The 26,655-nt window shown below is 73.5% G+C and carries 20 protein-coding genes; 7 read left to right on the top strand and 13 right to left on the bottom strand.

Annotated features, from left to right (window positions below; all coding sequences use genetic code 11):
- Nucleotides 1–17: 17 nt before the first annotated feature.
- The 5 genes from AB6L24_RS30485 to AB6L24_RS30465 form a co-directional block, all read right to left on the bottom strand.
- Complete coding sequence (locus AB6L24_RS30485) at nucleotides 18–4,040, bottom strand: CHAT domain-containing protein (protein ID WP_405660575.1); 4,023 nt, start codon at nucleotides 4,038–4,040, stop codon at nucleotides 18–20.
- An 85-nt stretch (nucleotides 4,041–4,125) separates the two neighbouring features.
- Nucleotides 4,126–4,779, bottom strand: coding sequence for an RES family NAD+ phosphorylase (locus AB6L24_RS30480; RefSeq protein WP_405660572.1), 654 nt, complete (start codon nucleotides 4,777–4,779; stop codon nucleotides 4,126–4,128).
- A 2-nt stretch (nucleotides 4,780–4,781) separates the two neighbouring features.
- Nucleotides 4,782–5,465 (bottom strand): hypothetical protein, encoded by a 684-nt coding sequence (locus tag AB6L24_RS30475; RefSeq protein WP_405660570.1) that lies wholly within the window; start codon nucleotides 5,463–5,465, stop codon nucleotides 4,782–4,784.
- A gap of 85 nt (nucleotides 5,466–5,550) precedes the next feature.
- Complete coding sequence (locus AB6L24_RS30470) at nucleotides 5,551–6,798, bottom strand: hypothetical protein (RefSeq protein WP_405660568.1); 1,248 nt, start codon at nucleotides 6,796–6,798, stop codon at nucleotides 5,551–5,553.
- 163 nt (nucleotides 6,799–6,961) lie between these two features.
- Nucleotides 6,962–7,603: a hypothetical protein gene (locus AB6L24_RS30465; RefSeq protein ID WP_405660566.1), complete on the bottom strand. Its 642-nt coding sequence runs from the start codon at nucleotides 7,601–7,603 to the stop codon at nucleotides 6,962–6,964.
- Between the two features lie 281 nt (nucleotides 7,604–7,884).
- Between AB6L24_RS30465 and AB6L24_RS30460 the strand changes: the two genes are divergently transcribed.
- Nucleotides 7,885–8,508 carry a hypothetical protein gene (locus AB6L24_RS30460; protein WP_405660563.1) on the top strand — a complete coding sequence of 208 codons (624 nt, stop codon included), beginning with the start codon at nucleotides 7,885–7,887 and terminating at the stop codon, nucleotides 8,506–8,508.
- A gap of 109 nt (nucleotides 8,509–8,617) precedes the next feature.
- Here the strand turns inward: AB6L24_RS30460 and AB6L24_RS30455 are convergent, their stop codons facing one another.
- From AB6L24_RS30455 to AB6L24_RS30440, 4 genes are all read right to left on the bottom strand, one after another.
- Nucleotides 8,618–10,117, bottom strand: a complete 1,500-nt coding sequence (locus AB6L24_RS30455) for a GntP family permease (RefSeq protein ID WP_405660561.1) — start codon at nucleotides 10,115–10,117, stop codon at nucleotides 8,618–8,620.
- 217 nt (nucleotides 10,118–10,334) lie between these two features.
- Nucleotides 10,335–10,745: a RidA family protein gene (locus tag AB6L24_RS30450; protein ID WP_380844867.1), complete on the bottom strand. Its 411-nt coding sequence runs from the start codon at nucleotides 10,743–10,745 to the stop codon at nucleotides 10,335–10,337.
- A 69-nt stretch (nucleotides 10,746–10,814) separates the two neighbouring features.
- Nucleotides 10,815–11,567, bottom strand: coding sequence for an IclR family transcriptional regulator (locus AB6L24_RS30445; protein ID WP_380844864.1), 753 nt, complete (start codon nucleotides 11,565–11,567; stop codon nucleotides 10,815–10,817).
- Nucleotides 11,564–12,652, bottom strand: coding sequence for a sugar kinase (locus AB6L24_RS30440; protein WP_405660558.1), 1,089 nt, complete (start codon nucleotides 12,650–12,652; stop codon nucleotides 11,564–11,566). The genes AB6L24_RS30445 and AB6L24_RS30440 overlap by 4 nt, the downstream gene beginning before the upstream one ends.
- A 202-nt stretch (nucleotides 12,653–12,854) precedes the next feature.
- Between AB6L24_RS30440 and AB6L24_RS30435 the strand changes: the two genes are divergently transcribed.
- Complete coding sequence (locus AB6L24_RS30435) at nucleotides 12,855–14,165, top strand: alanine racemase (protein WP_405660556.1); 1,311 nt, start codon at nucleotides 12,855–12,857, stop codon at nucleotides 14,163–14,165.
- A 495-nt stretch (nucleotides 14,166–14,660) separates the two neighbouring features.
- The gene (locus AB6L24_RS30430) at nucleotides 14,661–16,292 is read left to right on the top strand and encodes an amidohydrolase family protein (RefSeq protein WP_405660553.1); all 1,632 of its coding nucleotides are present in this window, start codon (nucleotides 14,661–14,663) and stop codon (nucleotides 16,290–16,292) included.
- 13 nt (nucleotides 16,293–16,305) lie between these two features.
- Here the strand turns inward: AB6L24_RS30430 and AB6L24_RS30425 are convergent, their stop codons facing one another.
- Nucleotides 16,306–17,175 (bottom strand): serine protease, encoded by an 870-nt coding sequence (locus AB6L24_RS30425; protein WP_405660552.1) that lies wholly within the window; start codon nucleotides 17,173–17,175, stop codon nucleotides 16,306–16,308.
- Between the two features lie 276 nt (nucleotides 17,176–17,451).
- Here AB6L24_RS30425 and AB6L24_RS30420 point away from each other — a divergent pair, with 276 nt between their 5' ends.
- Both AB6L24_RS30420 and AB6L24_RS30415 read left to right on the top strand, forming a co-directional pair.
- Nucleotides 17,452–18,663, top strand: coding sequence for a pyridoxal phosphate-dependent aminotransferase (locus tag AB6L24_RS30420; RefSeq protein ID WP_405660549.1), 1,212 nt, complete (start codon nucleotides 17,452–17,454; stop codon nucleotides 18,661–18,663).
- Nucleotides 18,664–18,764: 101 nt separating this feature from the next.
- Complete coding sequence (locus tag AB6L24_RS30415; protein WP_405660547.1) at nucleotides 18,765–19,175, top strand: hypothetical protein; 411 nt, start codon at nucleotides 18,765–18,767, stop codon at nucleotides 19,173–19,175.
- A 106-nt stretch (nucleotides 19,176–19,281) separates the two neighbouring features.
- Here the strand turns inward: AB6L24_RS30415 and AB6L24_RS30410 are convergent, their stop codons facing one another.
- On the bottom strand, nucleotides 19,282–21,147 hold the full coding sequence (locus AB6L24_RS30410; protein WP_405660545.1) for a phosphoenolpyruvate carboxykinase (GTP): 1,866 nt from the start codon (nucleotides 21,145–21,147) through the stop codon (nucleotides 19,282–19,284).
- Nucleotides 21,148–21,442: 295 nt separating this feature from the next.
- On the opposite strand from AB6L24_RS30410, the gene AB6L24_RS30405 reads away from it, so the two are divergent.
- Both AB6L24_RS30405 and AB6L24_RS30400 read left to right on the top strand, forming a co-directional pair.
- The gene (locus AB6L24_RS30405) at nucleotides 21,443–22,165 is read left to right on the top strand and encodes a hemolysin III family protein (protein ID WP_405660543.1); all 723 of its coding nucleotides are present in this window, start codon (nucleotides 21,443–21,445) and stop codon (nucleotides 22,163–22,165) included.
- Nucleotides 22,166–22,380: 215 nt separating this feature from the next.
- Nucleotides 22,381–23,145 (top strand): Mut7-C RNAse domain-containing protein, encoded by a 765-nt coding sequence (locus AB6L24_RS30400; protein ID WP_405660540.1) that lies wholly within the window; start codon nucleotides 22,381–22,383, stop codon nucleotides 23,143–23,145.
- A 51-nt stretch (nucleotides 23,146–23,196) separates the two neighbouring features.
- Here AB6L24_RS30400 and AB6L24_RS30395 read toward each other — a convergent pair whose 3' ends face one another.
- A complete protein-coding gene (locus tag AB6L24_RS30395; protein WP_405660537.1) occupies nucleotides 23,197–24,330 on the bottom strand; it encodes a hypothetical protein in 1,134 nt (377 codons plus the stop codon).
- 146 nt (nucleotides 24,331–24,476) lie between these two features.
- Nucleotides 24,477–26,504 (bottom strand): thioredoxin domain-containing protein, encoded by a 2,028-nt coding sequence (locus AB6L24_RS30390; protein WP_405660535.1) that lies wholly within the window; start codon nucleotides 26,502–26,504, stop codon nucleotides 24,477–24,479.
- Between the last annotated feature and the right edge of the window lie 151 nt (nucleotides 26,505–26,655).

Genomic DNA, 26,655 nt, shown 5'->3' with positions numbered 1-26,655 from the left:
GCTGACGGCACTGGCGGCTACTGGCCCAGGTGCGTGAACCCCGCCCACGCGCTCAGGTCGTCCGGGTCGATGCGGCGGGCCCGGAACGCGAGGGACGCGGGCAGCGTGGGCGGCAGGACCCGGTGCGGGTCGACCATCCACAGCTGGGCGCGGCGCAGGGCCCGCGCGGGCGGCTCGCCCTCGGCCCGCAGGTAGTGGTGGGCCATGAACATCAGGACCGACGTGGCGTCGTCGGGCACCGGCCACAGCGAGCCCACGACGGACCGCGCGCCCGCCACCAGGAACGCGGTCGCGAGGCTGTACGCCTCGTTGTGGCCGTGCCCGGACACATGGCTGCGGCAGGCCGCGAGCAGGACGAGGCCGAGCCGCCCCCGTCGGCCCGCGCCCACCGCCTCGGTGAGCTCCTCGGCCGACAACTCGCCGCCGTGCAGGCTCAGGTGGGAGCTGCGGCGGGCGCTGGGCGTGACGGCGGCGTGGCAGGCGAGGTGCAGGACGGCGCCGTCGTCGCCGCCGTCGCGCGTCAGCCAGGACACCACCTCGCGGGGCGTCCCAGGACCGGTGCCTTCCCCGCCCGCGCGGCGCCCGAGGAACTGGCCGCGCGGGTAGAAGACGCGCTGCACGGCGTCCGCCTCCTCGCCCGCGTACCGCAGGTCGCCGGTGGGGTCGCCGACGACCAGGGCGGCGCCCGTGTGCGGGGCGGCGGGGCGGGCGGCGACCTCGCAGAGCAGCCGCGCCGACGCGGCGTAGGAGATCTCCGCCTCGGCGAGCGCGTACCGGCGGCGGCCCTCGGGCCCTTCGGTCCACGCCGCGTGCCAGGGCACGAGGCCGAGGGTGCCCATCGGCACGAGCACCAGGCGCGGGCCGCGCCCCGTGGCCGTGGCGAGGGTGTCGAACAGCGGCTTGACCCCGGCGTACCAGGCCCAGCCGCAGAGCCGGTCGAGCTGGGCGCGCAGGGGCGGCGGGCGGTGGTCCGGTGCCGCGCCGGGCACGGGGCCGAGGTCGCGGGCGGCGACGGCGTCCGGCCGGTACGCGCGCAGGGGCGCCGCGTCCTCGGTGAGCCGGGGCAGCGGCACGGCGTGCACGTCGGCGCGGGAGGTGACGACGACGGCGGTGCCGCCGACGTCGTCGGACGCGGGCACCAGGTAGACCAGGGCGTCCTTGCCCTGGGTGCGCAGCGCCGCCGCGATCTCGGCCGTCGTGGGCGGGTCGAGGAGGCGGTCCTGGGCGCCGTCGGATCCGGTGAGGGCGGCGAGGACGCGGCGGCGCAGGGAGCTGGGCACGGTGGGCGCGGCGGCGGCCGGGTCGAGTGCCGCGTCCGCCCCGGACTCCCGCCACTCCCGGGCCAGTTCGCCGTGGCCGGCGGCGACGAGTCGTTCGGGCACGGTGCTCGACGTGGTGGCCGCGTGCAGGACCAGGCCGCGGCAGGCGTCGAGCGCCTGCACCGCCTCCTGCGGGGCGTTGTCGCGCAGGCACCAGCCCGCGACTTCGAGCGCGGCGTCGGTGGCCTGCGCGGCGGCCTGCGCGGCGTGGCCGGTGCCGGACTGCAGGAGCGCCGCCCAGGCGTGGCCGCGCAGCGCGTCGAGTCCGGTGCGGCGGCCCGCCTCGCGATCGCCCCGGCGGGCGTCGCCCCGGGTGCGGTAGGCGCGGCCGAGCGCGAGGCCGGTGGAGGCGTAGAGGCGGTGCTCGGGGCCGCCGCAGCCGCGCAGGGTCCGCTCCAGGAGGTCGAGGCCGCGCGCGACGCCCTCGGTGCGGGCGGCCGGGTCGCGCTGCTGCTCGGCGTGCGTGCAGTGACAGACGCCCAGGCCCGCGCCGTACCGCAGTTGGTCGTCGGCGCCCTCCGGGGCCAGGTCGTACGCCTCCCCCAGCAGCTCCATCGCCTCCCGGGCCGCCGCCTCGTCCCAGGGGTCGGTGGCGCGGGCGAAGCGGATGAGGCCCTGGTCGCCGAGGACCCAGGCCCGGCGGTCGCGGGTCAGCCGCCGGGCCTCGACGCGGAGCCGGTCCGCCGACCGTCGCGCGACCGGCCGGGGCGCGGCGGGGGCGCCGAGTGCGGCGGCGAGCGCGTCCCTGGCCATGAGGGCGTTCTCGATCAGCGTGCCGATCTCGGCGCGCACGGGGTCGTCGTCCGCCAGCCCGCGGTAGACCTGCGCCACTTCGCCGATGTGCCGGTCCGCCGCGCGCAGGTCGCCGCGGTCGACGGCCTCCTGGGCGTCGACCGCGGAGTGCTGGGCGCCGACGAGGCGGCGGGTGTGCTCGGCGATGTGCGGGCTGTCGCGCAGCTCCGCCCACGCGGCGCGGGCCTCCTCCCGGTCGTCGGCGGTTCCCGCGGACCGCCCGCGCTGGCCGAGTGCCTGCATGCGGCCGAGGTTCACGAGGTGGCGCTGCTCCTCGTCGGCCGCGCCGCCGGGGTGCGTACCGGCCCGGACGAAGTGGTCGATGACCTCGTCGATGGCGTCGTCGGCGCCCGCCATGGCGTCCCGCAGCCGTACGTTGCCGACGACGGCGTGGGCCCTGCGCTGCCACTCGGGGTCGTCGGGGCGGAAGGCGAGGACGCAGTCGATGAGGGCGTACTTCTGCCGTGCGGTGGGGTACGGGGCGTGCGGGTCGAGCACCGCGAAGTACTGCAGGAGCTCCAGGGCCGTCCGGGCGCGCGACTCCTCGGACTCCGTCCGGCTCCAGGCCGCGAACCCCCGGTCGAAGCGGTCGGGCACCTCCTCCATGCCGGTGCGGCCCGCCGACATGCCGGGGAACCCCTCGACGCTCCGGCTGTGGTCGATGTAAGTACGCCCCGCCGCAAGCGAGTTCATGAATCCCAGGATGACCTCGCGCAGCCCGAGCTCGTCCCCGGCGGGCCCCTCGGGACCGGCGTCGGGCCCCGGGTCGACGCCGAGTTCGGCGCACATGAACCGGGCCCAGCCGGCCCACACCTTCCCCGCCTCCCGCGCCCTGTTCCCCAGTTCGTCGTCGAGGGGGTCGGCGACCAGGAGCCGCGCGGCCCTCGCCACGTCGTGGACGCGCTCCGGGTCCCTGTCGTCCCAGAAGCGCGACTGCTGGAACATGGCCAGGAAGAACGCGGGCGCGGCGATCCTGCCGTGCCGCTCCTCCTGCCATTCACCGACCGCGCGCCGGATGAGTCCGATGCCGCGGTCACGGACCTCGCCGTCGCCGCGGAGGGTGGCCCGCTCGTACAGCACCCGTCCGAAGCCGTCGAGCTGGACCGGGTTCATCGCCTTCTCGGTCTCCGGGTCGGCGAGCAGCGCGAGCACGTCGGTCTCGGCGGCGACGGACTGGGCCTGGTCCTGGAAGTTGCTCCAGATGATGACGCGGATGAACGCGGCCCGGATCGCGGCCTCCCGGGCCCACTCGGGCGCGGCACCGGGCCGCTGCCCCGCCTCGTGCAGGGCGCGCTCCAACTCCTCTCTGGCCGCCGTGAGTCCGGCGCGGTCCTGGGTCTGCCACGCGGACTCCATCAGCGCGATCCCTCTGCTGCACCGCAGGTGCGGCAGGTCACTGCCCGCGGGGGCCGTCTCCAGCGCGGCCCCGTAGTGCGCGGCGGCCGTCGCCGCGTCGGCGGGCCCGCCGCCGTGCCGCATGGACCGCTCCGCGTACAAGGCGCCCTGGTCCGCGCTCAGTTCGGCCCGCACGTCGGTGTCGAGGTCCGCGCACCGGACCGCTTCGTCGTAGCGCCGCAGCGCCTCTTCGAGGACGGGCCGCCGCGGGTCCGCCAGGTACTGGAACAGCGCGACCTGGGCGTACGCGGCCCGCCACAGCCCGAAGTGGACCGGATCGCTGGGCGGCGTCCGGACCGGCGCCGCGCCGCCGAAGGCCACCTCGAACGCCTCGTCGGCCCGGCGCAGGTCGTCCGGGCGCTCACCCGCGCGGAAGGCCTGGTAGCTCACGAACCCTATGCGGGCGTGCAGTTCGGGCGCGCCCGGGCCGTCCGGGCCGGGTGCGGCGAGGATCCCCCGGAGCTCGTCACGCTGGGCGTACAGCTCGTCGATGGCTGCGGGGGATGCGGGCGCTGCGGCGTCGTCAGGGGACACGGGTACGGCCCTTCGCGGGAAGAGGGAGGGAAGAGGGCGGGAAGAGGGGGAGCGGGACGGCTCGGGAAGCCGGACGGCGCGCGGCTCAGGGCGCGATCCGGACGAAGTACGGCTCCAGGAGGGCGTCGAGCCACTCCTGGCCGTCCTCCGTGCCGAAGTCCACGACGCCGTCCTCGACGACCTCGACGGTCCCCGGCGGGCAGCGGTCGCCGAAGAGGACCACCGCGCGGTCGCCGGGCTCCCGCTTGGAGGCCCAGACCAGACCCTTGGCCCAGGGGCCCGTGCGGCCGCGGATCCAGTGCGCCCAGTCACGGGTGTACGCGTACTCGCTCGCCTCGGTGTGCACCAGCCAGCTGTCCTGGTGCACGGCGGCGAGATCGCGCGCGGTGGTGAGGGAGACGACGTCGGTGTCGGCGGCGAGCCGCAGGGTGCTCAGGCGCCGGTGCTCGACGCTCACCCGGGGCAGCAGGCGGGGCCCGCCGTCCGGGTCGAAGGGCAGCGAGCGCAGCAGGGTCTCGCAGACGGCGGCGGCCGTGCCGATGCCCGCGTAGAGGTAGGGGTACGGGTCGCAGGACGTGCCGTCGAACCGGCCGCCGCCGTACAGGCAGTGGGCGGGTCTCGGGTTGAAGGCGGCGGCGTCGCGGTGGCCCGCGTGCACGCGGTACAGGGTGGTGCCGCGCGGCAGCGTCGCCTTGGTGGGCGTGCCCTGCGGCCGCTCCGGGGGGCGGTAGTTCGGCACGTCTACCCCTCCTCCATCAAGAGCCGCGCGGTGTCGGCGAGTTGGCGGTCCCGGTCGGTGCCGAGGAGCCGGGCGGGCCGGGCGCCGAGCCAGGCGTTCTCCGACAGCCACCAGTCGGCGGCGCCCCACGGGTCCCGGTCGGCCGCGAGGTGGGTGTTGACCTCGATGACGACGGGCCGGGCCGCCCCGGCGGCGGTGAACTGGAACCGGGGCAGCCGTGGCCGCCCGCCCGCGCCGGGGAGCCTGATGAGTCCTGGCTGGTCGGGGGCGCCGCCGAGCCGCGTCAGGGCGTCCGCGTCCCAGGCGGGCGCGGCGAGCAGCCGTTCCCGTACGGGTCCGAGCACCGGCCCGACCATGCGGTGCCCGTCGGTCAGCAGGACGGCGAGGTCCTCGGCCGAGAAGCCCTGGTAGGAGGGGTGCGGTGCGGCGTCGGGGGTGTCGGCGTCGACGAGGGCGCCGCCCGCGAACCGGCCCTGCGGTCCCGCGCCGCCGAACTCCTCCGGGAGGTGGCGCACCAGGAGCGCGGCGGCCTCGTCGGCCGCGGCCCGCCGTTCGGCCTCCGGCGCGCCCCGGCGGCGTACGACGGCGAGGAGGCCGGTGAGGGTGTCGCGGGGCGGCCCGGTGAGCCGGTCGGCGACGCGGTCCCAGGCCGCGGCGGCGGCGGCCAGGACGACGTAGGGATTCACGGTGCTCCCACCCCTTTTCTGCGGCTCGCCCCGGTGCTCCTGGGCGCGCTGGTCGGTCCTGGTCCCGTGTTCGCCACGGACGACGTCACGGCCGGCTCCCGCCGGGTCCGCCCGCGTCGCCTCTGTCCGCTCTGTCCGCGCCGACTCCGGCGAGGAGGCGTTCGACGAGGTCGGCGCGGGCGTGCCTGCGCACCACGAAGTGCACGTCGAGCTCGGCGCCGCGGACGAGTTCCGCCTCCACGGCCGCCCACAGCGCGGAGAAGCTCTCCAGCGGCGAGAGGCCGCCGCGGCCCGCGCCGAGGAGCGGCAGGCAGACGGAGGTGAGCGGCGGTTCGGCGTGCGCGTTCTCGGCCGTGAGGAGCGCGAGGGCGCGGGCGACGCCGCGGGTCAGGTCGGCGGGCTGGACGTCGTAGTCGTTGGTGCCGGGCCGGGGCACGGCCACGGCGACGTGGTAGATCCGCCGGATGCCCTGCGCGGTGAGCGCCCCCGCCGAGGTGGCGGCGACCGTGCCGGGCAGCGCCTCCCGCCCGGGTGCCGCGTGGCGCCCGGCCCAGCGCGCCAACTCGTCGTGGACGCGGTCCTCGACGAGTCCCCCCGACGCGTCCCTGCGCGCCCCGGCCCGGCGCAGGGTCGCGGCCACGGACGACTTGTAGGCGGCGGGCAGCGAGAAGTAGGTGTTGGACGGCGAGAGGACGACGTCGACGTCGCGCAGGAGGTCCACCGAGTGGACGTGCACGGTGACGGGGACCGTGCGATGGGCGAGGCGGACGGGGACGGTGCGGTGGGCGGGCGGGAGGGCGAGGGGGGCCGTGGGTCGCCCCGGGAAAGGGGTCGCGGTGGCCGCCGAGGCGTGCCCGGGGGCCGGTCCTTCGCCCTTCGCGGGCGCCTCGCCGAGGGGCCGCGGCTGCCCCGGGGCCACCGGGGGCGCGGGCTGCGGGCCGCGCGCCGCGATGTCGACGATCCGCTCGGCTATCTGCCCGAGCACCATCAACTCGTGGTGTTTGCGGAAGCGTTCGACGCTGACGCCGTACACCTGCGCGGCGCGCCTGCGGCGGGAGGAGGCGGGCCAGTCCCGGGTGCCCTGGGCGAGCCCGAGGGTGAACTCGGCGGCCTCCTGGAGCGTGCCGCCGCCGACCGCGGCGACGGCGGTCCGCAACAGCCGCTCCACGGCCCCGCTGTCCGTCGGCTGCGCGGCGGCCGAGGGTAACTCGCGGCCGACGCGGACCAGTTCGGGCACGTCGAGTTCGCGCAGCCTGAGGAGTCCGGCACGCCGCACTCTCCTCACCTCCGCGAGAACCGATCCGTGATCGGGTGGGCGGGGAGTGACCGGCATGGCGGCAAGGATCGCACCGCCCCACACCCACCACAAGCCCCGCCCACCCGGCTCCCCCCTGCTTCTCCATTGCACACGAGGGGCCGGTCGGGGACGGGGCGCGGCGGGGCGGTTCGGGGGCGGATCCGGGGCGAAGGCGGGCCTGTCCGCGCCGGATCGGCCCTTACGGCGTCGCCGGGTACTTGCGGGCCGACGTCACCTGGCAGGAGTAGACGAGGCGGTCGTTGGTGCTGTACGACGCGTGCATCTTGATGGTGCGGTCGCCGCCCGACGAGACGGTCGCCGTGTCGCTCCGGTAGGCGATGGTCCTGGTCGCGGTCGCGGAGCCGGCGGACTGGCCGACCTTGAACACCACCGAGAAGGAGTACCGGAAGGCCTGGTCGGAGGAGGAGTTCTGGATGTCGACGTCGTAGTTGATCCGCCCGGTGCTGCGCTCGTAGCTGCAGTTCTGGCCGATCACCTCGCCCAGGGCGTTCGGGTCGTACGTCGGCTGGCCGCTGCTGCCGCCGGAGCTGAGCCCGCCCGAGCCGCTGGACCCGCCGGACGTGAGCCCGCCGGAGCCGCTGGAGCCACCGGAGCTGAGCCCGCCCGACTCGCTGGAGCCGCCCGACGACGTGCCCGGGGTGTCGGGCAGCCCGCTGGGCGGCGGCGACAGCGACGGGTTCGGCATGGTCGGCATGGTCGGTGGCGCGGGCGCGTCGCCGCCGCCGAAGGCCTTGTCCTCCGGGTCGTCGGTGCAACCGGAGAGCACGGCGACGGCGGCGATGGCGAGAGCGGCGGCGCCGACGGTGCGACGAACACGCATGTACTGATCCCCCGAGTACTGAATTTCCGACAGTTCGCACAGTTCGCACGATTGACGCGAAGCGGACGGCGCGAACAGGTGATTGAAAGGCGAAGAGCCCCGGGCAGGCTACCCGGTCGCTCCCGGAAATCCGTGGGAGGTCGCACCCGTAGCAGTCCCGTTGCGCTCCTGTGCCCATCCTGTGGCTCGCCCCGCTCGGACTCCGTGGCCGCGCGGACCCCTTGGTACCTTGACCGCTCCCGCACCCATGTGCAGCGAACGCATCCACCATCGGGGGACCCATGAGCCATCCCTGGCAGCCACAGCCACCGCAGTACGGTCAGCAGCCGCAGTACGGCCAGCCGCCGCAGCAGCCGGGATACGGCTATCCGGGCCCGGGCCCGAACATGGCCCCCTACCCTCCGCAGCAGCCGATGCCGCACGGCTACCCCTACGCCCCCGGCTTCCCGCCGCCCGGTGGCGCGCAGCCGGGCAGGGCCTTCTTCCTCGGCCTGATCATCTCGATGGGCCTCGGCCTCGCCTACGCGGGCATCCTGTTCGCCGCCCACGAGGACCTCTCGCGGGTGGGGCTCCAGGTCAGCTATCTGGCCTGTGCCGCGGTGCTCGCGGTGGTCGTGGGCGTGGTGACCGGTCGCACCGGCGGCCGCGAAGCGGGACCGGCCGTCTGGGCCGCCGTCCTGGCCGCGCTCGGCGCGTACCTGGGTGTCGCCAACGGCTATGTGTTCACCCTGCTCGACATCGGCGGCACCGACCTCCTTGAGACGATGCTCGACAACGAGCCGATGGCTCCGCACAAGTTCTGGTGGAAGCGCGTCGACGCCGGCTTCGCCCTCGCGGGCCTGGCCGTGGCCATGGTCGGCGCGTTCGCCGTGAACCGCGCGGTCAGCAAGAAGCAGCCGCACTGAGCAGCCAAGAACTGAGCAGGTGAAGGGGGATGCGCGGCCGGGTCGCCGCGCATCCCCCTTCACGTACCGCCGGAATCCGGTGACGTACCGCCGGACACCGGAGCCACGGCTACACGAACAGGCTCACCACCGCCGCCACCGCGAACCCCGCGACCGAGAGCACCGACTCCAGGACCGTCCAGGTCTTCAGGGTGTCGCGCTCGGAGATGCCGAAGTACTTCGCCACGATCCAGAAGCCGCCGTCGTTGACGTGCGAGGCGAAGATCGAGCCCGCGGAGATGGCCATGATGACCAGGGCGGTGAAGGCGTGGGAGTAGTCGCCCTCGGCGAGCAGCGGCGCGACGATGCCCGCCGTGGTGACGATCGCGACCGTCGCCGAACCCTGGGCCACGCGAAGGACCAGGGAGATGAGGTACGCGAGGACGATGACCGGCAGGCCCACGTCGTTGAAGGTGTCGGCGAGGGCGCCCGCGACGCCGCTGCCCTTGAGCACGGCGCCGAAGACGCCGCCCGCGCCGACCACGAGCAGGATGTTGCCGACCGGCTTCAGGGACGCCGTGGACACCGTCTCCAGGGACTTGCGGGACCAGCCGCGGCGGATGCCGAGCAGGTAGTACGCCATCAGGAGCGCGATCGTCAGGGCGACGAAGGGGTGGCCGAAGAACTCGATCACGCTGCGGAGCGTGGACGGGTCGAAGGCGATGGAGGAGAACGTCGCGAGCAGGATGAGAAGGAGCGGGGTGCCGATGATCAGGAAGACGGTGCTCAGCGCGACCGGCTCCTCCGTCGGGGTCAGGCCCTGTGCGCGCTGCTCCTCGGCGACGGCCGCCTTCGCCTCCTCGGAGGCCTCCAGCATGTCCTGCGGTACGGGGACGAAGATCCGCTTGCCGATCCAGGCGGCGAAGACCCAGGCCGCGAGCACGGCCGGGACGCCGCAGACGACGCCCATGAGGATGACCCAGCCGAGGTCCACGTTCAGGAGTCCCGCGGCGGCCACGGGGCCGGGGTGCGGGGGCAGGAAGGCGTGGGTCATGGACAGGCCGGCGAGCAGCGGCAGGCAGTAGAGCAGGATCGACTTGCCGCTGCGCTTGGCGGCGGCGTACACGATCGGCGCGAGGACGAAGATGCCGACGTCGAAGAAGACCGGGATGCCGAAGATGAGGCCGGTCAGGCCCATGGCGACGGGGGCGCGCTTCTCGCCGAAGAGGTCGAGGAGGCGCTTGGACAGCACCTCGGCGCCGCCGGAGACCTCCAGGATCGCGCCGAGCATGGTGCCGAGGCCGATGATGATCGCGACATGGCCGAGGATGCCGCCCATGCCGGACTCGATGAGGGAGACCGCGTCCGACTTCTGGACGGTGCCGAAGAGTTCGGTGACGGAGAGTCCCGCGGCCAGGCCGACGGCTATGGAGACCGCGAGGAGGGCCACGAACGGCTGGAGCCTGACCTTGATGATCAGGTAGAGGAGCAGCAGGATGCCGAGGGCCGCGACGGTCAGCAGTCCCGCCGTGCCGTCGATCAGGGCCATCAGGCCGCCGGTGTGCGGTGGGGTCTCTTGCGCGGGGGCGGTGGCCGCGAGCGTCGCGGACACGGGGGAGGACGGGGACATCGTTGACCTCGTAAGTGCATGGGGCTTTCTTGGGCAGGGGGGATCGCGGCGCGGCGCCCCGGATGGGGGTCCCCCCTGCTCGAGCGAAGCCGAGAGCTTGGGGGAATGGGGCGCGGCGCCGTGACGACGTGCGGCTTGCGTGGGGTGGGGGGTGCGGCGGGAGGCGGGGAGGCCGGGTGCGGCCTCCCCCCTCCTCAGCCCGCGATGGCGACGGCGGTCAGCCGAGTACGGCCAGCGCGTCGATCTCGATGAGCAGGCCCTTGGGCAGGCCGACGTACACGGTGGTACGGGCGGACGCCGGGGCCTTGAGGCCCTGCTCCTCGAAGTACTGGTTGTAGATCTCGTTCATCTCCGCGAAGTGGTCCACGTCCGTGAGGTAGACGCGCATCATCATCACGTCGTCCCAGGTGGCGCCGCCCTCTTCGAGGATCGCCTTGACGTTGGCGAAGGTCTGCAGGGTCTGCTCGCGCAGGGTGGGGCCCGCGGGGGTGGGGGCCTTGCCCTCCTCGGCGGGCAGGAAGCCGACCTGGCCTGCGACCTGGAGGATGTTGCCCTTCTTGACGCCGTGCGAGAACTTCGCGGGCGGCGCGGTGTGGGTGGCGGGGGTGAGGGCCGTCTTCTCGCTCATGAACTTGCTCTTTCCTTCAGGGTGTTACGGGTGCTGGGTGCGGCTCGGGACGCCGGGTCCCGCGGGGTACTACTTCTCCGGGGCGTGGCCCGAGTACTCCCTGCTGATGGCCTCCGCCGTGCGCCGCACCAGCGGCAGCAGGCGCAGGAGTTCCTCGGCGGTGACCACGACGTTCGGGGCGGACACCGACATGGCGGCGACGACCCGGCCGTCGGCGCCGCGGATGGGGGCGCCGACGCAGTTGATGGACTCCTCGTGGCCGCCGAGGTCGGTGGCCCAGCCCTGCTCGCGGACCTGCGCGAGCTCCTTGAGGAAGGCGGCGGCGTTGGGGGTCGAACGGGAGGTGTACGCGGGATAGTCGAGCTTCTCCGCGAAGGCGCGGCGCTCGGCCTCGGGGAAGTCGGAGAGCAGCAGCTTGGCGACGGCGGCGACGGTGATGGCGACGGGCTTGCCGATGCGCGAGTACATGCGGACCGGGTAGCGGCTCTCGACCTTGTCGATGTAGAGGACCTCCTGCTCCTCGTACACGGCGAGGTGGACGGTGTGGCCGCACTTCTCGTTCAGGGCGAGGAGGTGGGGGTGGGCGATCTCGCGCACGTCGAGGTTCTCCACGGCCTCCTGGGCGAGCGCGAACAGCCGGGCGCCCAGGCGGTAGCGCTGGTCGGACTGGCGGAAGACCAGGCCGTGTTCGTGCAGGGTGCGCAGCAGGCGCAGGGCCGTGGACTTGTGCACGCCGAGGCGCTCCGCGACCTGGCCGAGGTCGGCGGGGCCCTCGGCGAGCAGCGGCAGGATCGACAGGGCGCGGTCGACGGTCTGGCTCATGACGTACGTACCTCCTCGTCGGCCACGGCGGTGGCCCGGGTGGGATCGGCCGCCGTCCAGCCGGGACCGAGACGCAGTGTCTCCCAGTCGGCGGGGTCCAGGGCGGCGAGGGTGTCGGCGTGGGCGCGCGACGGCGGGGTCGCGAGGTCGCCGGGCACGGTGAGGGCGGCGGCGGCCATCAGGTGGCCGTGGCGCAGGCGGTGCTCGGCGGGCAGGCCGCGCAGGGTCGCGGAGAGGAAGCCGGCGGCGAAGGCGTCACCGGCGCCGACGGGGGCGACGACGTCGACGCTCAGGGCGGGCGCGAAGGTGGTGGTGTCGCACCCGGTGGCGTGGTCGGCGGCGAAGACGGTCGCGCCGCGGGCGCCCTGCTTGACGACGAGCACGGCGGGCTCGGGGAGCGCGGCCCGGACGGCGGCCGGGCCGCCGGTGACGTCCCAGGCCGCCGCGGCCTCGTCCTCGCCGACGAAGACGAGGTCGGCGCCGCGCGCGAGGTCGAGCAGTACGTCGGCACCGTCGCCGTCACGCCACAGTCCTGGCCGGTGGTTGACGTCGAAGGAGACCAGGGAGCGGCGTCCTGGCTTGCGGTCGCACAGGTCGCGGACGAGGGCGAGGCAGTCGGCGGAGAGGGCGGCGGTGATGCCGGAGAGGTGCAGGACGCGGCCCGACCACAGGGCGTCGTACGGCATGGTCGCGGGCGACATCGCGGAGGCGGCGGAGCCCGCGCGGTAGTAGACGACCTCGTGGGCGTCGGTGCCGCGGTCGTCGGCGGTGCGGAAGTAGATGCCGGTGGGGCGGTGCGGGTCGCGGCCGACGGCGGAGGTGTCGACGCCGTAGTGCCCGATCGTCTCGACCAGGTGGTCGCCGAATCCGTCGGCGCCGACGCGGGAGACCCAGCGGGTGCGGTGGCCCGCGGCGGCCAGGGCGCAGGCCACGTTCGACTCGGCGCCGCCGATGCCGCGCTCGAAGGACGGTACGTCGGCGAGCCGTCCCGGGCGCGAGGGCAGGAACGTCACCATGGACTCGCCCACCGCCACCACGTCGGTGTCCAGGGAGTTCGTGTCTCCGGCGGCGCCTGCTCGGGTCACGTCGGTGTCAGCCTCTCGCTCGCTTCGCTCGCCCGCCGGATCCGTTGACCCGGCGTTGGCTCGGATGTTAGACAGCAGTAAGCGACATACGCAATGAACGTTGCATATTGTGCAACGCCCACGTTGGGGGGCGTTGCGAAGCCACACCGACGAGCTCGGGCAGCGCAAGGCTGACGGGCCCGAAGAGCCGAGGAGGCGCCCCATGGCCGCCGACAAGCCCGCCCCCGCCGACCGCCGCGCGCACGCCGTCGCACGCCTCGCCGACGAGCGGATCGACCACCGCTTCAAGGCGCTGCCGCCGGACGCCGACGGGCTGACCGTCGGCGAGCTGGCCGCGCAGCGCCGCAACCTCTTCACCGGCGGCTTCACCACCCCCGTGCTCGCCCTGTCCGCCGAGCGCCTCGAACACAACCTCGCGCTCATGGAGGAGTACGCCACCCGGCACGCCCTCGCCTTCGCGCCGCACGGCAAGACGTCCATGGCCCCCCAGCTCTTCGAGCGCCAACTCGCCCACGGTGCCTGGGGGATCACCCTCGCCGTGCCCCACCAGGTGCGCGTGGCCCGCGCGTTCGGCATCTCCCGGATCTTCCTCGCCAACGAGCTCGTCGACGCGGCCGCCCTCGCCTGGCTCGCCGCCGAGCTCGACGCCGACCCCGGCTTCCGCTTCGTCTGCTACGTCGACTCCGTACGCGGCGTCGAGCTGATGGACGCCGCCCTGCGCTCGGCGGGCGCGCGGCGTCCCGTCGACGTCGTCGTCGAGCTCGCCGCCGGTGACGGTGCCCGCACCGGCGCCCGCACCGAGGCCGACTGCGCCGCCGTCGCCGACGCCGTCGCCGCCGTCGGGACGCTGCGGCTCGTCGGTGTCGCCGGGTACGAGGGGGAGGTGCCGGACGCCACGCCCGAGCGGGTGCACGCCTGGCTGCGGCGTCTCGTCGCGCTCGCCGAGGAGTTCGACGTGGCGGGGCGGTTCAAGTCCGGCGGGGTCGACGAGATCGTCGTCAGCGCCGGGGGGTCTGCGTGGTTCGACGCGGTGGCCGACGAGTTCGCCTCCGTCCCGGCGCTCTCCCTCCCCGTCCTCAAGCTCCTTCGCTCCGGAGCGTACGTCTCCCACGACGACGGGCACTACGCGCATCTCACCCCGTTCAACCGCGTCCCCTCGGAGGGGGCCCTCCAGCCCGCCTTCCGGCTGTGGGCGCAGGTCGTCTCGCGTCCCACGCCGGAGCAGGCCTTCGTCAACGCCGGGAAGCGGGACGCCGCGTACGACCTGGACCTGCCCGCCGCGCAGGTCGTGCGGCGCGCCGACGGGGCCGAGGTCGGCGCCGACGGGGTCACCGTGACCGGGCTCTCCGACCAGCACGGGTGGCTGCGGACCGCCTCCGGCGCGGAGTTGGAGGTCGGCGACTGGGTCGGCCTCGGCCTCTCCCACCCCTGCACGTCCTTCGACAAGTGGCAGCTGATCCCCCTCGTCGAGGCCGACGGAACGGTCACGGACTACATCCGCACGTACTTCTGACCACCGGCCCTCGTGCGGGTGGGCCGGGGCCACCCCGATCGGCGCTCCGCGCCTCGTCCTCAATCGCCGGACAGGCTCTCTCCCACCCACCCGCCGAACCCTTGGACCGGCCAACCGGAAGCCCGGCACCGTCAGCCCCAAAAGGGGCACCCTCATATCGGCGCTCCGCGCCTCGTCCTCAAACGCCGGACGGGCTCTCTCCCGCCCACCCGCCCAAACCATTCGTTCAACCAGGCAGTAGGCACCATCAGGCCCGCCCCACAGCGCCTTCCCGCCCGCCCCACACCCCCCCCTTCCAGCCCGCCCCGGGGAAATTTTCAGCCCGTCCGGCGTTTGAGGACGAGGCGCGGAGCGCCGATTCGAGGGAGGACTGTCCCACCCGCCACGGGACACCCACCCCCGGGGTCCAGGGGCGCAGCCCCGGTTTCGGAGAAGGGGTGGGACCGGGGCGCCCCCGCGAGGACGCAACCACCCGCACCAGAAAGGCACCCCACCATGGACCTGGTCATCCGCGGAGCCCGCCTCATCGACGGCACGGGCGACGCCTCGTACAGAGCCGACGTGGCCATAGCAGAGGGCCGCATCACGGAGATCCACCGAGAGGGCACGGGCCCCCGCCCGACCGCACCGGCGGGCACGAGGACGGTGGAGGCCGACGGCCTGGCCGTCAGCCCCGGCTTCATCGACATGCACGCCCACAGCGACCTCGCCCTCCTCCGCGACCCGGACCACAGCGCGAAGGCGGCCCAGGGCGTCACCCTGGAGGTCATCGGCCAGGACGGCCTGTCGTACGCGCCGGTGGACGACGCCACCCTCACCCAGGTCCGCCAGGCCATCACGGGCTGGAACGGCGGCGCGCCCGGGGACACCTCCGTCGACTTCGACTGGCGCACCGTCGGCGAGTACCTGGACCGCCTGGACCGGGCGCACGGCGGCCGCGGCATCGCGGTGAACGCCGCGTACCTGATCCCGCAGGGCACGGTCCGGATGCTCGCGATGGGCTGGGAGGACCGCGAGGCCGCCCCGGCCGAGCTGGAGCGGATGAAGGACCTGGTCGCGCAGGGCATGCGGGAGGGCGCCGTCGGCATGTCGTCGGGCCTGACGTACACCCCGGGCATGTACGCGAAGGACGCCGAACTCACCGAACTGTGCCGCGTGGTGGCGGCACACGGCGGCTACTACTGCCCGCACCACCGCAGTTACGGCGCGGGCGCCCTGGAGGCGTACCAGGAGATGGTGGAGCTGACGCGCTCCGCGGACTGCCCCCTCCACCTCGCCCACGCCACCATGAACTTCGGCGTGAACAAGGGCAGGGCCCCGGACCTCCTCGCGCTCCTGGACGACGCCCTCGCGGCCGGCGCCGACATCACCCTGGACACGTACCCGTACACACCCGGCTGCACGACCCTCGTGGCGATGCTGCCGAGCTGGGCGAGCGAGGGCGGCCCGGACGCGATCCTCGCCCGCCTCCAGGACGACGACACGGCGGCGCGGATCCGCCACCACATGGAGGTCATCGGCGCGGACGGCTGCCACGGCGTGCCCATCGAGTGGGACACCATCGAGATCTCCGGCGTCTCGGACCCGGGCCTCGCGTCCTGCGTGGGCAAGACGATCCAGCAGTCGGCGGACATGCGCGGCGAGGAGCCGTGGGTGACGGCACGACGGCTGCTGATCAACGACCGGCTCGGCTCGACGATCCTCCAGCACGTGGGCCACGAGGAGAACGTCCGGGCGATCATGCGCCACCCCGTGCACACGGGCGGCAGCGACGGCATCCTGCAGGGCTTCAAGCCGCACCCGCGGGCGTACGGCACTTTCCCGCAGTATCTCGGCCGGTACGTACGGGAGTTGGGGGTGCTGTCCCTGGAGGAGTGCGTCGCGCACCTCACCTCGCGCCCCGCGGCCCGCCTCCGGCTCCCCGACCGGGGCATCGTCCGCGAGGGCTACCGCGCCGACCTGGTCCTCTTCGACCCGGACACGGTCGCGGCGGGCTCGACGTTCGAGGCGCCGCGCACCCTGCCGGTGGGCATCCCGCACGTCCTCATCGACGGCGAGTTCGTGATCGAGGACGGCCGGCGCACGGACGTCCTCGCGGGACGTGCCGTGCGCCGGACCGAGACCTGAGCCCCGGGGAGGGTCAGGGCTTGGGCAGCGTGCAGCCCGGACGGTTCAGGTCGATCTTGTTGCCCGCGCCGACGCACGGCACGATCGTGTACGTCTGCTGGCCGTAGTTGATGCCCTGGCGGACGGTCACCTTGCCGTTCTGGTCGACCTCGCACGGGTTGTTGTCCGTGCACCGCTCGCCGTTCTCATTGCCGGTGTTGTTGACGGCGACGACCTTGCCGGTCGCGTCGTCGACCACCGGCGAGCCCGACGTACCGCCGATCGTCTGGCACGCGGAGGTGTAGCGGACCGAGTCCTTCCAGGTCCAGCGCCCCTCCTTGAGCCGGTACGCGAAGCCGTCGACGTTGCACTTGTACATCCGCTTCCAGTAGCCGGACACGACCGTGATGGCCTTGCCCTGCGTCGGACGCGCGGAGTCCAGTTCGAGCGCCTTGATGCCGTACCGGCTCTCGATGTCCTTGTAGGTGCTGGTGAGCTGGTAAAGCGAGACGTCGTTGTCGGTCATCGTGCCGTAGGCGATCTTGCTGGCGCGCACGGTGCCCGCGTTGCCGCCGCTCGCGTTCAGGAGCGTGAAGCTGCGGGACGAGGCGCGGTCGACGATGACCTGGCCCGGGGCCGGGAAACCGGTCTCCAGGCAGTGCCCGTTGGACATCACGAGCGCGGGGTCGGTCGGCTGCGACGACGGTACGCGGACGACGGAGCCGGAACAGTTGCTGAGCGCCACGGTGCCGGCGAAGCTCACGGCCTTGGCCGCCGGCGCCTTGACGGCGGCCGCCGTCCGCTTGTCGGACGACGGCGCGTCATTGCTGACGGCCGCCGCGGGCACGCTCGCGGCACCGAGAAGCACGGCGGCGAGCGCGGTTCCGACGAGAGGCTTGTTCATGTGGGGGTCCCCTCTGGATGACGAAGTGGCCGAAGGTCCTTCGGCCCTCCTCTTTTGTCATGCGCATTGTTGGGCCCCACGGGCACCACCACAAGACCGCGTACAGCCAAGAACAGGCCTGAAGGAGGGCACCCCAAAGGGACGCAGTCCCGAGGGGGAGCGCCCGAAGGGGCGCGGGGAACTGCGCGAGCAACCACAACGAACCCGCACCCGCCGACGGGCACAGGTGACCGAGCTCTCCCCACCCAAGGCGCCCCCGCCAGCTACCCTCGGGGGATGCAGGTGATCCAGTCGACCAAGCTCGCCAACGTCTGTTACGAGATCCGGGGCCCGGTCCTCGAGGAGGCGATGCGCCTGGAAGCCGCAGGCCACCGCATCCTCAAGCTCAACACGGGCAACCCCGCGGCCTTCGGCTTCGAGTGCCCCCCGGAGATCCTGGAGGACATCCTCCGCAACGTCGGCGACGCCCATGGGTACGGCGACGCGAAGGGCCTGCTCGCGGCGCGCCGCGCCGTGGTGATGCACAACCAGACCCTCGGCATCGAGACCGACGTCGAGCACGTCTTCATCGGCAACGGCGTCTCCGAGCTGATCGTGATGGCCATGCAGGGCCTGCTCGACGACGGCGACGAGGTCCTGGTCCCCGCGCCCGACTACCCCCTGTGGACCGCCGCGGTCTCCCTGTCCGGCGGCACCGCCGTGCACTACCGCTGCGACGAGCAGGCGGACTGGATGCCCGACCTCGCCGACATCGAGCGCAAGATCACCGACCGCACCAAGGCGATGGTGATCATCAACCCGAACAACCCGACCGGGGCGGTCTACGACGAGGCCATGGTCCGCGCCCTCACCGACATCGCGCGCCGCCACAACCTCCTGGTCTGCTCGGACGAGATCTACGACAAGATCCTCTACGACGGCGCGACGCACACGCCGACCGCCGCGGTCGCCCCGGACCTCCTTACACTCACGTTCAACGGCATGTCGAAGGCGTACCGCGTGGCCGGGTACCGCGTCGGCTGGATGTCGGTCTCCGGGCCGAAGGCCCACGCCGCCTCGTACATCGAGGGCCTGACGATCCTGGCGAACATGCGCCTGTGCGCGAACATGCCGGGCCAGCACGGCGTGGTCGCCGCGCTCAGCGGCCGGCAGACCATCAACGACCTGGTGCTCCCGGGCGGCCGTCTGCTCGAACAGCGCGACACGGCGTACGACCTGCTGACCCAGATCCCCGGCGTCACCTGCGTGAAGCCGAAGGGCTCCCTGTACCTCTTCCCGCGGCTCGACCCGAAGGTCTTCAAGGTCAAGGACGACCGCCGGCTGGTCCTCGACCTGCTCCGCGCCGAGAAGATCATGGTGGTCCACGGCACCGGCTTCAACTGGCCCGAGCCCGACCACTTCCGCGTGGTGACGCTGCCGACGGCGCCGGACCTGGCGGACGCGGTGACCCGGATCGGCAGCTTCCTGGACGGCTACAGCCAGCCGTAACCCGCTCGCGGCCGGACGCGCCCCCGCTTTCCAGGATCGACTCAACTTTAGACAGAATCTAAGCTAGGATGGCTTTCAAGCAACCGCCTGGAGGCCTTCTCATGTACGAGCCGATCCGCACCAAGTCGGTCCACGCCATGGCCGACCCGGGCGACTTCCCGCACCGCTCCCGCGAGGAGGAGCTGGACATCCAGCTCGCCGGACACCTCGCGGCGCTGCTCGCCGTCACCGACGAGCTGCGCGGACTCACCCCCTCCCCCGGCCTCGACGCCGCCGCCGAGCAGCTCGCGGCCCAGGTGACCCGGCTGCGCGGCGGCCTGCCGCCGGTCCGCGCGGGCGTGGTCGCCGCCATCCACGAGCCGCACGTGTCCGGCCTGCACCAGCGCGCGCACGCCCTCGCGGGCCGCGCCCTGGTGGTGGCCGCGTCCCGCGCCGACACCGGCGCGGCGATCCTGGCCGCCGAGCGCATGGACGCGCACGCGGCCGCCGCCCACCTCGTGGGCGCCGCCTGAAACGACCCCGGGCCGCGCGCCTCAGCGGCGTGCGGCCCGGGTGTCATCTGCCGGTCGGGATGCCGGTCGGGATGCCGGTCGGAGTGCCGGTCAGGTACCGGTCGGGTCAGCCCAGACGGGCGACCAGCGCGCGGTACTCGTCCCACAGCTCCTTCGGGGTGTGGTCCCCGAACGTGTTCAGGTGCTCGGGCACGAGCGCGGCCTCCTCGCGCCAGACCTCCTTGTCGACCGTGAGCAGGAACTCCAGGTCGGCGGCGGGCAGTTCGAGGCCGTTCGTGTCCAGGGACGCGGGCGTCGGCAGGACGCCGATGGGGGTCTCCACGCCCTCGGCGCGCCCGTCGAGACGGTCGACGATCCACTTCAGGACGCGGGAGTTCTCACCGAAGCCGGGCCACACGAACTTGCCGTCCGCGTTCTTGCGGAACCAGTTCACGTAATAGATCTTGGGCAGCTTCGCCTGACCACCTTCTGTCCGCGCGGCGGCCGCGCCCACCTTGACCCAGTGGGCCATGTAGTCCCCCATGTTGTAGCCGCAGAACGGCAGCATGGCGAACGGGTCGCGGCGCAGCTCGCCGACCTTGCCCTCGGCCGCGGCGGTCTTCTCGGAGGCGACGTTCGCACCCAGGAAGACACCGTGGTTCCAGCTGAGGGACTCGGTGACCAGCGGCACCGCGGAGGCGCGGCGGCCGCCGAAGAGGATCGCCGAGATCGGCACGCCCTTGGGGTCCTCCCACTCGGGCGCGATGATCGGGCACTGCGACGCGGGGACGGTGAAGCGGGCGTTCGGGTGGGCCGCCGGGGCCTCGGAGTCCGGCGTCCAGTCGTTGCCCTTCCAGTCCGTGAGGTGCTTGGGCTGCTCCTCGGTCATGCCCTCCCACCAGACGTCGTTGTCGTCGGTGAGGGCGACGTTGGTGAAGACGGAGTTGCCCCACAGCGTCTTCATCGCGTTGGCGTTGGTGTGCTCGCCGGTGCCGGGCGCGACGCCGAAGAAGCCGGCCTCGGGGTTGATCGCGTAGAGGCGACCGTCCTCGCCGAACCGCATCCAGGCGATGTCGTCGCCGATGGTCTCCACGGTCCAGCCGGAGATCGTGGGCTCCAGCATGGCGAGGTTGGTCTTGCCGCAGGCGCTCGGGAAGGCGGCGGCGACGTACTTGCTCTCACCCTGCGGCGGCGTCAGCTTGAGGATCAGCATGTGCTCGGCGAGCCAGCCCTCGTCGCGCGCCATGACGGACGCGATGCGCAGGGCGTAGCACTTCTTGCCGAGCAGGGCGTTGCCGCCGTAGCCGGAGCCGTACGACCAGATCTCGCGGGACTCCGGGAAGTGCGAGATGTACTTCGTGGAGTTGCAGGGCCACGGCACGTCGGCCTGGCCGTCCGCCAGCGGGGCACCGAGGGTGTGCACGGCCTTCACGAAGAAGCCGTCGGAGCCGAGCTCGTCGAGGACCGGCTGCCCCATGCGGGTCATGGTGCGCATGGACACGGCGACGTACGCGGAGTCGGTGATCTCGACGCCGATCGCGGACAGCGGCGAGCCGAGCGGGCCCATGCAGAACGGCACGACGTACATCGTGCGCCCGCGCATGGAGCCCCGGAAGATGCCGCCCTCGCCGCCCGTGCCGGAGAAGACCTCCCGCATCTCGGCGGGGGCCTTCCAGTGGTTCGTGGGCCCGGCGTCCGCCTCCTTCTCGGAGCAGATGTACGTGCGGTCCTCGACGCGGGCGACGTCGGTCGGGTCGGAGGCCGCGTAGTAGGAGTTGGGCCGCTTGATCGGGTCCAGCTTCTTGAAGGTGCCCTTGGCCACGAGCTCCTCGCACAGGCGCTCGTACTCGGCCTCGGAGCCGTCGCACCAGACCACCCTGTCCGGCTGGGTCAGTTCGGCGATCTCGTTCACCCAGGACACGAGTGCCTGGTGGTCGGTGGGGACGGTGCCCGGGGACGTCACTGACGGGGGAGCCGCGATATCGCGCGCCACGATTGCTCCTATACGAGGGTTTTGTGGTTGGGGCCCCGTGGGGGCTGCGACCCGGATGCTTCACTGCTTCGATCTTCCTGGCGCTCATCCGGTGCCGACCGCACTCATTTGATCATCCGACGCATATGCGCATCTGTCCAGAGTGCCTCACAACTGAGCGGCGTGAGCATTGCCACTCCCCGGGTCCCCCATCCGGGCACCCCCGCACCCTGTGACCGTGAGCCTCACCACTAGTAAGCTCTGCCCACGCCACCTTTGACACCTAACTTACGGTTGCGTAGGTACGATGCCGCCCATGACTTCACCCGTCCCCGACGCGCTCGTGAACTCCCCCGCAGGCGGCTCCGACCCGGCCGCGGCCGAGACGTCCGCGCCGGTGCAGCCGGTGAAGCCCAAGCTGCGCGGCTGGCTGCACGCCGGGATGTTCCCCGCGGTGCTGGTCTCGGGCCTGTTCCTGACGGCACTCGCCGACTCCACCCGCGGCCGCATAGCGTGCGGGATCTACGTCCTCACGGCGTGCCTGCTGTTCGGCGTCAGCGCGCTCTACCACCGCGGCAACTGGTCCCCCCGCGCGGACGGCGTCCTGCGCAGGCTCGACCACGCCAACATCTTCCTGATCATCGCGGGCACGTACACCCCCCTGACCCTCCTGCTCCTGCCCGACGCCAAGGGCCAGTGGCTGATGTGGGGCATCTGGGCGGCCGCCGCCGCGGGCATCGTCTTCCGCGTCTTCTGGGTCGGCGCCCCGCGCTGGCTCTACACCCCCTGCTACCTGGCCATGGGCTGGGCAGCCGTCTTCTTCCTCCCCGACTTCCTGCGCACGGGCGGCATCGCCGTCCTGGTCCTCGTCATCGTCGGCGGCCTCCTCTACAGCGTCGGCGGCGTGGTCTACGGCTTCAAACGCCCCAACCCCTCCCCCCGCTGGTTCGGCTTCCACGAGGTCTTCCACTCGTTCACGCTGGCGGCGTTCGCGGTGCACTACGTGGGGATCTCGCTGGTGGCGTACCAGCACGCGTGAGGTCGCGGGGCATGACGGGGCGCAGGGCACGGTGGGGTGCATGACGAGGGGTTCTGACCCGCACGTCTGAGCGAACAGGAGGACGGTCCAGCCCGTCCGGCGCTTGAGGACGAGGCGCGAAGCGCCAACAGGGGGGGAGAGGGGCGCAGCCCCAGCCGACAGCGGCAAGCCGTAAACCCAAGGGCGCCCCGCCAGAACCTGCCATGCTGGGCCGCATGAACGGTCCGGAGATCCTCATCGACTTCGCCCCAGACCTGGCCCTGTTCGTCCCGCACGACCGGCGCGGCCGCACCACCACCGCCGTCACCGACGGCGCGTCCTCCCTGGGGCACGTCGTGGAGTCGCTCGGCGTCCCCCTCACCGAGGTCGGCGCGCTCGTCGTGGACGGCCACGAGGTCCCCGTCGGGCACGTGCCCGCCGCGGGGCAGCGCGTCGAGGTGCGGTGCGTGCCGCGGCCGCAGCGGGTGCGCCCCGACGAGCAGCCCCCCGAGGAGCCCCTGCGCTTCCTCCTCGACGTACACCTCGGCACCCTCGCCCGGCGCCTGCGGCTGCTCGGCGTCGACACCGCGTACGAGAGCACGGACATCGGCGACCCCGCGCTCGCCGCCCGGTCCGCCGCCGAGCGCCGCGTGCTCCTGAGCCGGGACCGGGGGCTGCTGCGCCGCCGCGAGCTGTGGGCGGGCGCGTACGTCTACAGCGACCGGCCCGAGGACCAGCTCAGCGACGTCCTGGAGCGGTTCGCGCCGCCGCTCAGGCCGTGGACGCGCTGCACGGCCTGCAACGGGACGCTGCGGGCCGCCACCAAGGAGGACGTGGCGGAGCGGCTCGAAGGCGGCACCCGGGGGACGTACGACGTGTTCGCGGAGTGCGGCGACTGCGCCCGCGTGTACTGGCGGGGCGCCCACCACGAACGCCTCCAGTCCATCGTCCGGCAGGCCGTCGCGGCGTCGGAGGGCACGGTCGCGCTGCCGCCGGGCTGATCCCGCGCCCGGAAGCCGCCGCGGTCAGGAGGCCCCCGGGAGCCGCCGCGGTCAAGAACCCGCCGGAAGCCGCGCGAAGAAGTACGACCCGCCGCCCTCCGTGCTGCCGCCGAGCCACAGCGCCCCGTCCGGGCCCGAGGCCAGTGCGCCCACGGTCAGCGGCTCCGGCTCGGGCCCGGCCGCCGCCGCCCAGGTGCCGCCGGTCCAGCGCTGCAGCGGCGTGCCCCTGCCCGCGACCCGCACCTCCGTGCCGTACACCGCCAACTGCGTGGCCTCGGAGGCCTCCTGGCCCGCCGGGTGCCGCGCCGACCACGCGCTGCCGCTCCACGCGGCCACGGCGGCACGGTCGCCGACCCCACCGCCGACGCCGGGGCCGGTGAAGCCCCCGGCCCACAGCACGCCGTCGTGCACGAGCAGCGAGGACACCTGCCCGTCGGCCGTGCCGAAGGGGTTGGGCAGCCGCTTCCAGGACGAGCCGTTCCAGTGCAGCACCAACGGCGTCCGCCTCCCGAAGGCCTCGGCGGCCGTGAAGCCCCCCACCCAGACGTCGTCGGCGGCCTCGACCCGCACGGTGAGCAGCCGGGCGCCCGCGCCGAGCCCGGAGGGCAGGGCGACCGGGGCCCAGCCCGAGCCGCTGCGGCGCAGCGCGACCGCCCCGGTCGCCGGGTGCTTCGCGCCGCCGACCACCCAGACGTCGGCGCCGGTCCCGTCGACGTCATGGGGTTCGCCGATGGCGGCCCCCGCGGTCCGGTCGGTCCACGTGCTGCCGTTCCAGTACAGGATCTGGGCGTCGTCCCGCATCGGCTGCCTGTTCCACCTCAGGCCCACGCCCCAGGCGCCGCCCGCCTCGACGGACAGGCCGTTCAGGGGTCTGGTGCCCTCGGGGAAGCGGCTGTGCCGGTAGGACTCCCAGGCCTTCCCGTCGAACCCGAAGGCAGCCGGCTCGTACTGAGTGGTCTGCCCGTCGAAGGTGACGTACGTGGCGAGCGCGAGTGCGCCGCCGTCCGGGGCGAGACCGAGCCGGTTGAACGCGTAGCCGCCCCCCGACCCGCCGACCGGGAAGACCTGCCACTGCGCCTGGGCCGCGCCCGCCGCCGAGGCCGCGCCGGGCAGCGCGCCCCCGATCGCGAGCGCCGGTACGACGACTGCGGCGGAACGCAGCAGGGTGCGACGGCTGACTGCCATGGGACCTCCATCAAAGGGTGCCGATGGCGGTCGATCCTGGCCGGGGGGCGCTGACGGGCCGCTGACGGATCGGGGCCGGGGGCTCGGGGTGGGCGGGAGCGCGGCCCAGGGCGGGCAGCGCCCACAGCCCAAGTCGGCCGGGGCCGCTACCGGGACACCCCCAAGGCCCGCGCCAGCTCCTCCCCGTCCGTTGTCGGGCGGTCGCACACGAACCCCCGGCACACGTACGCCGTCTCCTCGCCGTCCACCAGCGACCGCCCCGCGAGCAGCGGGAGTTCGCCGTCCGGGCGCCCCGCGGCGACGACGGCGCCGGGCGCGGTCGCGAGGAGTGCGACGCGGTGCAGGGCGCCGCCGACCTCCCCGGCGACGGCCACCTCGCGCGGCCCGTCGAGCGCGGCCTCCGCCACGGCGAGCCCGTGGCCGATGAACCGCGGCGCACGCGGCGCGAGGGACGCGACGACGCCGAGCGCCCGCTCGGCCGCCTCCCGGTGGGGCGTCGCGCCGGTCTGGGCCGCGTACGACAGGAGCGCGCCCGCCGCCGCGGTCCACCCGGAGGGCGCCGCGTTGTCCGTGGGGTCCTGCGGGCGCCGGATGAGCCGTTCGCCGTCGGCCGCCGTGTCGTAGAGGGCCCCGGACTCCGCGTCGACGAACTGCGCGAGGACGTGGTCGAGCAGGAACCCGGCGAACTCCAGCCACACGCCCTCGCCGGTCACGGAGGCGAGGGCGAGGAAGCCCTCGGCGACGTCGGCGTAGTCCTCCAGGACCCCGGCGTTGGCGCCGACGTGCCCGTCCTTGGAGGTGCGGGCGAGCCGGGCGCGGTCGTCGAGGTGGAGGCGGACGAGCAGGTCACCGGCGGCGACGGCGGCGGCGACCAGGTCGGGGCGGTCGAAGAGGGCGCCGGTTTCGGCGAGCGCGGCGATGGCGAGGCCGTTCCAGGCGGCGACCACCTTGTCGTCGCGGGCGGGCGCGGGCCGCTCGGCGCGGGCGGCGAGGAGGCGGGCGCGGATGCCGGCGATCCGGTCGGCGTCGGCGACGGCGCCGTCCTCTCCACGGGGGAGCTGGAGGACGGACGCGCCCTCCTCGAAGGTGCCCTCCTCGGTCACGCCGAAGTACGCGGCGGCGAGGCCGCCGTCGTCCTCGCCGAGGACCTCGCGCAGCTGCGCGGGCGTCCAGACGTAGTACGCGCCCTCGACGAGCCTGCCCGTGGCGTCGGGGCTGTCGGCGTCCAGGGCGGAGGCGAACCCGCCCTCGTCGGTACGCAGTTCGCGGACCATGAAGTCGGCCGTCTCCAGGGCGACGCGGCGCGCCAGGTCCGATCCGGTCGTCCGCCACAGGTGGGCGTAGGCGCGGCACAGCAGCACGTTGTCGTACAGCATCTTCTCGAAGTGCGGCACGACCCACGCGCGGTCGACGGAGTAGCGGGCGAAGCCGCCGCCGAGCTGGTCGTAGATGCCGCCGCGGGCCATGTGCTCGCAGGTGTCGGCGGCCATCTGCAGGGCGCCCTCGGAGCCGGTGCGGGCGTGGGTGCGCAGCAGGAACTCGACGACCATGGACGGCGGGAACTTGGGGGCGCCGCCGAAGCCGCCGTGCGTGGCGTCGTAGTCCCGGGTCAGGCCGAGGAGCGCCTGGGCCAGCTCCTCCTCGCCGGGCCGGCCGCCGTCCCCGAAGGCCAGTTGACGCTCCGACAGATCCTGCGTGATCTTCGCGGCGACCTCGCCGACCTCGTCGCGCCGGTCCGTCCACGCCCGGTGCACGCCGTCGAGGACCTGCGGGAAGGACGGCATGCCGTGGCGGGGCTCGGGCGGGAAGTAGGTGCCGAAGTAGAAGGGTTCGGCGTCGGCGGTGAGGAAGACCGTCATGGGCCAGCCGCCCTGCCCGGTCGCGGCCTGCACGGCCTCCATGTAGACGGCGTCGACGTCGGGGCGCTCCTCACGGTCCACCTTGATGTTCACGAAGTGCTCGTTCATGAGTGCGGCCGTCGACTCGTCCTCGAACGATTCGTGCGCCATCACATGACACCAGTGGCAGCTTGAATACCCGACGGAGAGGAGCACCGGCACACCGCGCTCCCGGGCGGCGGCGAACGCCTCGGCCGACCAGGGCCACCAGTCGACGGGGTTGTCGGCGTGCTGGAGGAGGTAGGGGGACGTCTCATGGGCCAGTCGGTTCGGCATGGCTCCATCCTCGCGCACACCGGCCCCTGATCCGCCGACTCCCTCGCGCCGACGCCCCGTACGCAGGACACTGACACGTACATGTAGAGGTACGGGGCAGACGTACCCCTGCACGGGGCACACGCACGGACACGTGCCGACGGCACGTGCC

The organism is Streptomyces sp. RK9 (assembly GCF_045070545.1).
In the GTDB taxonomy this organism is placed as follows: domain Bacteria; phylum Actinomycetota; class Actinomycetes; order Streptomycetales; family Streptomycetaceae; genus Streptomyces; species Streptomyces alboflavus.
Note: the sequence above shows the minus strand (reverse complement) of the source record. Positions and strands in the feature narration are given on the sequence as shown.